The organism is Micromonospora sp. BL1 (genome assembly GCF_003667485.1).
GTDB classification, from domain to species: Bacteria; Actinomycetota; Actinomycetes; order Mycobacteriales; family Micromonosporaceae; genus Micromonospora; species Micromonospora tulbaghiae.
Window position 1 is genome coordinate 1 of sequence record NZ_RCVK01000406.1, and the last position, 9,054, is coordinate 9,054.

The 9,054-nt window shown below is 71.7% G+C and carries 7 protein-coding genes; 6 read left to right on the forward strand and 1 reads right to left on the reverse strand.

The window, feature by feature from the left end; genetic code table 11:
• Nucleotides 1–78 precede the first annotated feature (78 nt).
• Entirely contained in the window at nt 79–900 is an 822-nt protein-coding gene (locus EAD96_RS29805) for a hypothetical protein (protein ID WP_121686571.1), read from the reverse strand.
• Between the two features lie 316 nt (nt 901–1,216).
• Here EAD96_RS29805 and EAD96_RS29810 point away from each other — a divergent pair, with 316 nt between their 5' ends.
• From EAD96_RS29810 to EAD96_RS29835, 6 genes are all read left to right on the forward strand, one after another.
• Nucleotides 1,217–1,762, forward strand: coding sequence for a hypothetical protein (locus EAD96_RS29810; RefSeq protein WP_121686572.1), 546 nt, complete (start codon nt 1,217–1,219; stop codon nt 1,760–1,762).
• Nucleotides 1,763–1,802: 40 nt separating this feature from the next.
• The gene (locus EAD96_RS29815; RefSeq protein WP_121686573.1) at nt 1,803–2,648 is read left to right on the forward strand and encodes an alpha/beta fold hydrolase; all 846 of its coding nucleotides are present in this window, start codon (nt 1,803–1,805) and stop codon (nt 2,646–2,648) included.
• 104 nt (nt 2,649–2,752) lie between these two features.
• On the forward strand, nt 2,753–3,703 hold the full coding sequence (locus EAD96_RS29820; RefSeq protein ID WP_121686574.1) for a hypothetical protein: 951 nt from the start codon (nt 2,753–2,755) through the stop codon (nt 3,701–3,703).
• A gap of 73 nt (nt 3,704–3,776) precedes the next feature.
• Nucleotides 3,777–5,024, forward strand: a complete 1,248-nt coding sequence (locus tag EAD96_RS29825) for a hypothetical protein (RefSeq protein ID WP_121686575.1) — start codon at nt 3,777–3,779, stop codon at nt 5,022–5,024.
• 270 nt (nt 5,025–5,294) lie between these two features.
• Entirely contained in the window at nt 5,295–8,204 is a 2,910-nt protein-coding gene (locus EAD96_RS29830) for a M36 family metallopeptidase (protein WP_233586231.1), read from the forward strand.
• A 186-nt stretch (nt 8,205–8,390) separates the two neighbouring features.
• On the forward strand, nt 8,391–8,831 hold the full coding sequence (locus EAD96_RS29835) for a ribonuclease domain-containing protein (RefSeq protein WP_121686577.1): 441 nt from the start codon (nt 8,391–8,393) through the stop codon (nt 8,829–8,831).
• Nucleotides 8,832–9,054: the final 223 nt, after the last annotated feature.

A 9,054-nucleotide genomic window follows, 5' to 3' on the forward strand; every position in this document is an offset into this window, starting at 1 on the left:
CACCGGGATCGCCGCGTACCTGGCCGCCCGGCAGGCCCGCCCCGAGACGGCCGCCGTTGCGGGCTGACGCCGCCGGGCTCAGACCTGGGGCGACTCCGGCTCGCCGGGGCGGAGCCGCTGCCCCGGGGCCGAGCGCGGTGCGGGCGGGGGGAGCAGCGGCTCCAGCGGGGTGAACGACTCCACCGGTCCGTCCGGCCGCGATCCACGCCGTGTCCGTCCCGCCTCGCCCGCCGTCCTCGCCTGCTCCGGCGGGCGGTCGCGCCGGTCGCGTTCCTCCGCGTACTCGGCGCGGCGCCGGGCCAGGTCGCGTTCGCACTCCAGCGCGATGCGCTGCTCCCAGTACGGCTGGAGCAGCTTGCGCACCCGCTCGTCCAGGTGCACTGTGACGTCCGGCTCGCAGGCGAACGTCACCTCGCCGCGCTCGTACGTCCAGGGCGACGGGTCGTCCTCGGCCAGCGCGGCGGTCAACGCGGCGTGCAGGTCGCGCGGGCGGTGCGGCGGCACCTCCACCGCGCACCGGACGGCCAGCCGGTGCAGGCGCTGCGCGGCCTGCTGCTGGAAGTAGTCCACGTACCAGCCGAACAGCTCCGGCCGGGCCGTCTCCGACGACCAGGTGTAGGTGGCGCGGACCAGGAACACGTACACCTGGCCCTGCGCCGGCACCGCGAGCGGCTCCGGTACGCGCCGGTCGACTGTGGTCACCGGCGTCACCGGTTCCTCGGTCCACCAGAGCTGCCGCAGCGTCGGCTGCGCACCGTCCCAGAAGCGCCGGGTCCGCACGCGCGCCGCCTCGCCGAGCGCCCGCGTCCGTACGCTCCAGCGCCGCCGCCAGCTGTCGACCGGCGCGCCGGGCGCGGGCCGGCGGTCACCCGGCCCCGGATCCTCCGGCACCGCGGTCATCGCACCCCCTCCATGCCGGATCGCAGCACCGCGTCCCGCGGCGTCACCGGGACGCGCGGGCCGTCGGGCGAGGGGTGGCCGGACCGCCGTGCGGTCCGCGATCCACGCTAACAACCCCGGCCGGTGTACGCGCGCAGCCGCGCGTCGGGTGTTGACCGATCGGACGAGCCGCCCTGTAGTCCTATCCGTGGGACTCGAAGCGGGTTCGGTCCCGTTCACGGGACCGACCATCCAGACTCGATCGCCGCACCTTGATCCGTGTCCGTGCCGCTTCATAGCGTGAGCTTCCGTGATCCTTCGGGGAGGACCAGAACGCATGGGCGTAGACGCTCGTCAGGCCGCCGGCCAGACCGTGCATTTCCTGCGGTCCCTCGCCGAGCGGCAGTACGACCGGGTCTGGACCCCGGACTTCCTGCACCTCAGTCCGGACGTGCAGGGCTTCACCGTGTTCCACCGCGGCGGCCTGGTGCTGGTCTACGGCGCTGTGTCACCGGAGGACCCGGCCCGCTGGGTCTTCCGGATGGCCTGCGTGGCCGGCGCCGACGTGCCCGACATCTCCGGGGCGATGGCCTGGGCGAACATCCGTAACCGGCTGGCGGAGGCCGGGCGCTACTACTGCGTGGTCAAGTCCGACCAGAGCGCCTGCCACGTGGTGTTCGCGCTCGACGTGCGCAGTCCGCTGCTGGACGACGTCACGGCGCCCGACGCGCAGGCGGTGCGGGAACTGCTGCACTTCTCGCTCGCGGTGTGCGTGCACAACGCGGTGGCGGACTTCCGCGACCTGGCGTCGTATCTGCCGGCGCGGCCGTTGGCGCCGACCGAGATAGACGCCTGGACCCTGTTCGCCGGCACCCAGGACTGACCGGACGGTGTCGGCTCGCCGGCTCGCCATACTGTCGTCGATGACTGCGGACGTGCGTACCGAAGACGGTTGTCGCCTGTGGGCCGACCGGGTCGGTGCCGGCGCGCCGCTGGTGCTCTGCCACGGCGGCCCGGGCATCTGGGACTACCTCGGCCCGGTCGCCCGGCTGCTCGACGGGCACGCCCGTGTCGTTCGGTGGGACCAGCGTGGCTGCGGGCGTTCCCAGCGGCGCGGTCCGTACACGATCGGCCGCTTCGTCGCCGACCTCGACGCGGTACGCGAACACCTGGCCGGACCGCGAACGGCAGTGCTGGGCCACTCGTGGGGCGCGCACCTGGCGCTGCGGTACGCGATCGAGTACCCGGAGCGGGTCAGTCACCTGATCTACGTGTCCGGCACCGGCATCGACCCCGAACGCGGCTGGCATCCGCACTACGAGCGGAATCTCAGGCGGCGGCTCGGGCCTCGTCTGAACCGGTGGGAGGCGCTGGGTGCACGCACCCGCACTCCTGCCGAGGAACGCGAACGGGCGGTCCTGCAGTGGTCGGCCGACTTCGCCGATCCTGACGCCGCGATGACGCACGCCGAGGGCATGGCCACGCCGTGGCTGGGCGTCAACCACGACTGCAACCGGGTGATCAACGCCGAGGTGAAGCAGGAGCTCAGGGAATCCGACATCGCCGTGCGGTGCCGGGCACTCGACCTCCCCGTGCTGATCATCGACGGCCCCGAGGACATCCGCCCCCGCTGGGGCGTCGACTCGCTGGAGCAGGCGCTGCCGAACTGCGAGCGGGTCAGCCTCCCCGGATCCGGTCACCTGCCGTGGGTCGAGAATCCACACGGCTTCCGTCGGGTGGTGGCCACCTTCCTCGATGCGACGGCGTGAGCCCACGTCCGAGACTGAGAGGGAAGCCATCGGTAGCGGTCTGTCGAGGAGATCGGTACTTACGGCTGCCGCGGTCCCGGCGGCGGGACGGCTAGAGTCGTCGCGTGATCGACCGGAAACTGCTCCTGTCCGACCTGCAGAAGCAGGCCGAGAGGCGGGAGAAGGACCTGCGGGAGCGGGCCGGTCCGGTCGATGAGATGCGCCGCCACCATCCGCTGCCGAAGGACGAGTGTGCGCATTCCTGGTCGCTGGCCGCCGCGTTCGTGGCGACGCGTCACCACTGCCTGCCCGATCCGGAAGAGACGGTCTTCGACCGTTCGGCGGCGTACCCGGTGGAACTGAGCCGGGAGATCGACGATCTGGCGCGGCGGCTCGCCAGGGTGACCCCGGCGGCGGTTGCCGCCTCCGGGGTGCCGACCCGCAAGCGGCTGGATGCCGCCGGCTACGAGTGGCACTGCGTTCGTGGCGTGATGATCGGGCTGCAGGAGGAGCTGGACTGGCAGGTCTACTCGCTCTACGGGCTGCTGGACGACGACCTGACCGCGCCGGAGAGCGTCCGGCCTCCGATACAAGCGCCGGGGGAGCGGGCGTTCGAGATCGTGCTCGCGCGCAAGATGCGTGACGAGGGCCTGGAGATGCAGTGGTTCGAGCGGCACCGGTCGAAGCCGATCACCGAGCTGCCGGCGTACTGGAGGCCCGAGTACCGGGCGATCGTGGAACGGCGGATCGCGGTCATCGAGGGCAACCGCACCGTCGGGCTGATCGAGCGGCCGGAGTACAAGCGGCGGTGGGCCACCGAGGGCTGGGACGCGATGCAGCGCAAGGCGCTGCGGGACTGGCTGCTCGACCGGTGCGAGGCACGGGAACTGTCGTGTCACCACGTCGACGGCCCCGAACAGCCGCGTGCGCTGACCACCGCCCAGCTCGCCGACGAGCTGCGCCGCGACGCCGATGTGCTGGCCGTCGCGGGCATCCACGCCCCCGGCCAGGATCTCGGCCAGGTGATCGCCGACCTGATCGCCGACGAGCACCCAGCTCCTCACCGAGACCACTGACCGTCTGCACCTCAAGCTGCGAACAGGGTGCACAACATCGCTCTCCACCCTCCCCACCTGTCAGGAGCCGAGAATGGGTAACGAGATCCAGCTGGTCAGCGACGGCGACGGGCTGGCGGTCATCGGAGATCCGACGGCTGTCGAGCGCTTCCTCGTCTCCGAGGGCCTGCCGTCCAGAGACCTCGGGCTGCCTCGGCTCGGATCTGTCCTCAAGGTCGGGGCGACAGCGGCACAGGCTGGTTCCGAGATCGCCGCCCACTCGGGTCGTTGGGTGCAGCTGACAAAGGAATCGGCCCAACTCGTGCACAAACACGGTTTGATGCCGACCAAGACCCCGGGTGTCAGCCACGCGATGGTGGGAGATCCAGGCTCGATCCAGAAATGGCTCCAGATCGACAAGGTGTCAATGGCCGGCAATCCGGCGCTGCTGGCCGGTGCTGCGGGACTCATGGCGCAGCTTGCGATGCAGCAGAGCATGAAGGAGATCACCGACTATCTCGCCACGATCGACGAGAAGGTCGACGATGTGCTCCGCGCCCAGAAGGACGCGGTGCTGGCCCGGATGATCGGCGTGGGCTTCGTCATCGAGGAGTCCATGACCATCCGCGAGCAGCGGGGCCGGGTCGACGAGGTCACGTGGTCGAAGGTGCAGGGCGCGCCGGCGACGATCGCGGAAACCCAGGCGTACGCGTTGCGTCAACTCGACGCGCTCGCGGAGAAGTTGGAGCGTAAAGCCGCTATCGGTGATCTCGCCAAGGCGGCCAGGGAAGCGGAGTCCAAGGCACACGAGTGGCTCGTCGTCCTGGCCCGCTGCTTCCAACTGCAGGACGCGATTGCCGTGCTCGAACTCGACCGGGTGCTCGATGCGTCGCCGGATGAGTTGGACGGGCATCGCGTCGGACTGAGGAACGCCCGGCAGAACCGGCTCGAACTCATCTCCCGGTGCACCGAGCGTCTGCTGGCTCGCATGGAAGCGGCTGCGGGCAGAGCGAACGCCAAGGTGCTGCTGAACCCGATGGACTCACCGGCGGTGGTGAAATCGAGCAACCACGTCTCGGCCGCCATCGTCGACTTCCACGGGCGGCTCGGGATCGAGGGTGATGGGCAGTCCTCGGAGGCGAGACGATGGACGGACGCTGCCAAGGAGGCGAGAGACAAGGCGCTCGAGACCGGCGCAGACGGCGTGGACGCGGCCCGGCGCCTCGGCAACGACACCTTCGACCGGGCCAAATGGGCGACCGGCAAGCTCTCCGGCCGGGTCGGCGGGTGGGCACTGCGCCGACGCGGGGACGACGACGAACACCAGGAGAAGAGAACGTGACCTGAAAGCTGTTGACGCTGTGGAGATCTTGGTACGAAAGGGCCCTCATAGGGGCCGTTTCGTACCAAGATCCATTCGTATCTCGTCTGGTGAGATATGAGTCTCGGATCTGCTCGACCGGAGGCGCCATGGGTGCCGCCGAGAAATCGACGCAGCAACATTTATGGATGTTCGGATGGTGTCGGCGCGTCGATCGTCCTGGTCGGATGGCGGAACGGACATCGCCGTTCGACGATGACAGGAGGGACCGTGCGCACACCATCCCGTGCGTTGACGGGGACCACCGCGCTGCTGCTGGCAGCCGGTCTGGTCCTGACCGCCGCTGGCGGCGGCCAGGCGGCACCCCGGGAACAGACCCGTACCCAGGCGCCACCCGACCACCTGCCGGGCGACCGGCACGACACCAAGGCCACTGACAACCGCAAGGGCCGCGTCGCCGCCAGCGAGCGGCAGCGGGACCGGGCCGCCGCGCTCGGCGCGCGTGTGCGCTGGACCGACTTCGGTACGCCGGCCACGCTCACCTCGACCGGCAAGCCGCTCGCCACCGGGCTGCCCGCCGACCCGGCCGCCGCCGCGCGCGCGTACGTGGCAGCCAACCGGGACGTGCTGGGCCTGACCGCCGAGGGCGCCGCCGCGCTGGAACTGCTCACCGTGGCGCCGATGGGGCAGGGCGCGACCGTCCTGTTCCGGCAGCGCTTCGGCGACCTGCCGGCCGCCGTCGACGGCATGCTGTCGATCGGCGTACGCGACGGAGCGGTGTGGCACGTCAGCTCCTCGCTGGCCCGTGACGCCGGTACGCCGGCCCCCGCGACGATCAGCGCCGAGCAGGCCCGCCAGGCCGCCATCGCCGACGCCGGGCGTGCCGACGCGCAGGTCGTGCGTACCTCGTTGGTCGCGGTCCCCACCGCGGACCGTGGGGCGCGCGCGGCGTGGGAGGTCGTCCTCGGCGCGGACACCACCGGCGCGGACCCGGCCGCCTACTCCACCTACGTGGACGCCCGCGACGGCGCCGTGCTGGTTCGCGAGGACCTGATCGACCACGACGCCGACCACCCCTCGTGGGAGGTCTTCCCGAACTCGCCGCGTGTCGACGGGTCCTCGGCCGACACCCGCAAGCGGTGGTGCGCCGTGCCGGCGCGCGGCTGCGCCGAGGTGGTGGGCGTACCCGGGCAGCCGGCGTGGGACGTGGACCCGGCCACCGGCCAGTCCACCACCACGACCAAGGGCAACAACGCGATCGCGGTGCAGAACTGGAACAGCAACGACCCGTTCAGCGTCGGCACCGAGACCGCGACGCCCCGCCCGGACCGCAGGTACGACTACCCGTGGACGAACCAGTGGCAGGAGCAGCGCTGCAACCCGGAGGTGTTCACCTCGCCGCAGGCGAACGACATCGACGCGGCGCGGGCGAACCTGTTCGCCATGCACAACCGGATGCACGACTGGACCTACCACCTCGGGTTCACCGAGGAGACCTGGAACATGCAGCAGGACAACCTCGGCCGTGGTGGTCTCGGTAACGACCCCGAGCAGGGCAACGCGCAGGCCGGCGGCATCAGCGGCGGTCCGCCCGCGTTCGCGGCGCGTAACAACGCCAACCAGATCACCCCGCCGGACGGCGTCGCGCCGACCACCAACATGTACCTGTGGCAGCCGATGGCGGGCTCGTTCTACGCGCCCTGCGTGGACGGCGACTTCGACATGTCGGTGATCGCCCACGAGTACGGCCACGCGGTCACCAACCGCATGATCGCCGGCCCGAGCGCCGGGGTCAGCTCGCCGCAGGGCATGAGCGAGAGCTGGTCGGACCAGCTCGCCATGGAGTACCTGTTCGAGCACGGGTACGCCGCACCCGGCCGACGCGGCTTCACCATCGGCGAGTACACCACCGGGGACCCGAACGCGGGCATCCGCAACTACAACATGAGCGACAGCCCGCTCAACTACAGCTCGGTCGACTACGACTTCGTCGGCCTCCAGGTGCACGCCTCCGGTGAGCTGTGGAGCGCCACCAACGCCGACATCCGCGCGGCCATGATGCGCCGCTGGGGCAGCGGCACCCCGGCCGTGCAGAAGGCGTGCGCCACCGGCGCCCGCGACGTGACCGCCTGCCCGGGTAACCGGCGCTGGATCCAGCTGGTCTTCGACTCGTTCCTGCTCATGTCGGTCAGCCAGGTCAGCATGGTCGACGCCCGGGACGCGATGCTCGCCGCCGACCGGATCCGCTTCGGCGGGGCCAACCAGGACCTGCTCTGGAACGCGTTCGCCGGGCGCGGCCTCGGCGAGACCGCGGCCAGCGTCGGCCACACCGACGCCGACCCCACGCCGGGCTTCACCTCGCCGTACGCGCGGGAGGGCTCGCTGCGCCTTCTGCCGGTCGGCGAGCGCGGGCCGGTCGCCGGCGCGCAGCTGTTCGTCGGGCGCTACCAGGCGCGGGCGGTGCCGGTGGCGGACACCGACGCGGCCACCCCGCTCACCGACCGGGTGGACCTGGTGCCCGGCACGTACGAGTTCGTGGTGCGGGCGCCCGGCTACGGCCACACCCGCATCGGCCCGGTGAAGGTCAAGGCGGGCCAGAACCGGACGCTGCCGGTGACGTTGCGGCCCAACCTGGCCTCGGCCACCGCGGGCGCGGCGGTCAGCGGCGACGGGATCAACCTGCCGCAGATCGCCGACGACGACGAGGCCACCAACTGGGCCTCGCTCGGTGCGCCGGTCGCCGGCCGGCAGGTCACAGTCGACCTGGCCGGTGACGTCCAGCAGGTACGCCGGGTGCAGGTGAGTGCCATGCTGCGCCCGCCGGTCACCGGTGACGCCGACGCCGGCACCCAGAGCCGGTACTCCGCGGTGCGGCAGTTCCGGGTTCTGGCGTGCACCGCGACGGGGCCGGTGACCTGCGCCGACGCGGCGGACTTCCGGCCGGTCTACACCAGCCGGCCGGACGCGTTCCCGGCTGTGGCGCCGCGTCCCCGGGCGCCCGAGCTGATCATGCGGTCGTTCGACATCCCGCGCACCAAGGCCACGCACCTGCGCGTCGAGGTGCTGACCAACCAGTGCACCGGCGCGCCGGACTACGCCGGTGAGCAGGACGACGACCCGCGGGCGGCGACCGACTGCGCCACCGCCAGCCCGCAGGCGCAGAACGTGCGGATCGCCGAGTTCCAGGCGTTCACGCACTGATCCACGCGGCGGGTGCGGACGGGCGGCTCGGGTCGCCCGTCCGCACCCGCCATCGTGTGTTCACGCGGGGTTCGGGGCGCCGTCGCCGGATCGGGGCTGTACGGCGGGCAGGATCCTCGACAGACTGAGCGGCGACCAGGAAACGATGCTGGTCGATGTCATGCCGGCTCGCTCAAGGAGGATCCCTTGACCCCGTTCCGCGCCGCCGTCACCCGCGTACGCCGCGCCCTCGCCGCGTCCGCCCTGGTCACCGCCGTGGCCGCCGCCGCGCTCGTCGCCCCGTCCACGGTCTCCACCCGGCTCGCCGAGCCCGCCGCGGCCGCCGTCTACGGCTCCTGCACGCAGTCCCGCTGCGCCGACGCGCGCACCGCCCGTTCCGGCTGGTCGGCCAAGAGCTTCCCGACGAGCCGCGGCTGGTACTCGTGGAGCGGCGGCCAGTGCAACTTCGCCGGCGGCCGGTTCTACAACTACGAGGGCCAGTTGCCCTCCGGTGCCACCTACTACGAGTACGACGTCTACCCGCGCGCCTGCAACGCCTCCCGGGACGCGTACCGGATCGTGGTCAACAAGAGCACCGGCGTGACCTGGTTCTCGCCCGACCACTACGCCAACTTCTACCGGCTCTGAGCCGCCTCGGCGCCGGCCGGGCACTCCCCGCCCGGCCGGCGCCGTCGGGAAAGGACGGATCCATGGGCGCGGCGTCCCCGCAGGCACCAGCCTGGCTCGTGTACGACGGCGCGCCGCCCGAGCCGGACGGCGGCGCCACCGTACCGGGGTCGGACGGTGGCCCGCAGTCGGGCGGCGGGGCGCTGCCGGGTGGCGTGCTGATGTCCGGCACGCGGGCGCGTAC

Bases quoted from the DNA above. Each gene is read 5' to 3' on its own strand.
- EAD96_RS29805 (WP_121686571.1), bottom strand. From the start codon at position 900: ATGACCGCGGTGCCGGAGGATCCGGGGCCGGGTGACCGCCGGCCCGCG.
- EAD96_RS29810 (WP_121686572.1), top strand. From the start codon at position 1,217: ATGGGCGTAGACGCTCGTCAGGCCGCCGGCCAGACCGTGCATTTCCTG.
- EAD96_RS29815 (WP_121686573.1), top strand. From the start codon at position 1,803: ATGACTGCGGACGTGCGTACCGAAGACGGTTGTCGCCTGTGGGCCGAC.
- EAD96_RS29825 (WP_121686575.1), top strand. From the start codon at position 3,777: ATGGGTAACGAGATCCAGCTGGTCAGCGACGGCGACGGGCTGGCGGTC.